Annotated in this window: 1 protein-coding gene; it reads left to right on the forward strand. The window is 53.1% G+C overall.

From position 1 onward, the window contains the following. Nucleotides 1–416: hypothetical protein (locus E1189_RS02900; RefSeq protein ID WP_196221118.1), on the forward strand; the 416-nt coding region annotated here is incomplete at its 5' end. Between the last annotated feature and the right edge of the window lie 96 nt (nucleotides 417–512).

The raw sequence follows: 512 nt of genomic DNA on the forward strand, positions 1-512 counted from the left end.
TCGAAAGTGCTGCCACAAGAGCAGGTGATATTCTGCTTCCCCTTACACCGGGCATCACTGCTGCCCCGGCGGTGAGAGTTAAGCAGATAGACCGAATCGAAGGTGGCGCCGCATGGGCAGGTCGTGTTCATCCTACCCTTGCACTGGGTGTTTCGGCTGCTCTGACGGTGACAGTAAAGCAGACTGACCGAACCAAAGTTGGCACCACAGGGACAGGTGGTGTTCTGCTTCCCCTTGCACCGGGCGTCGCTACTGCCCCGTCGGTGGGATTTAAGCAGGTTGGCCGAAGCAAAGGTGGCACCGCAGAGACAGGTGGTGTTCTGTTTTCCTCGACGTACTGCTCCCGTCTCATCCTGGTTCAATACTTCTACTTCCAGTACAGGGCTATCATAGTCCAGATCATATGGGACTGTTGATGCCGTTTCATAAGCCTCTTCAATCTCTTGTTTAACAACTTTCTGGCAGTGAATTTCCCAAGCCTGGATATCAGAGTTAAAAGGCAGTGGAAATCC

It is taken from the genome of Parendozoicomonas verongulae (assembly GCF_009711465.1).
Classification (GTDB): domain Bacteria; phylum Pseudomonadota; class Gammaproteobacteria; order Pseudomonadales; family Endozoicomonadaceae; genus Sansalvadorimonas; species Sansalvadorimonas verongulae.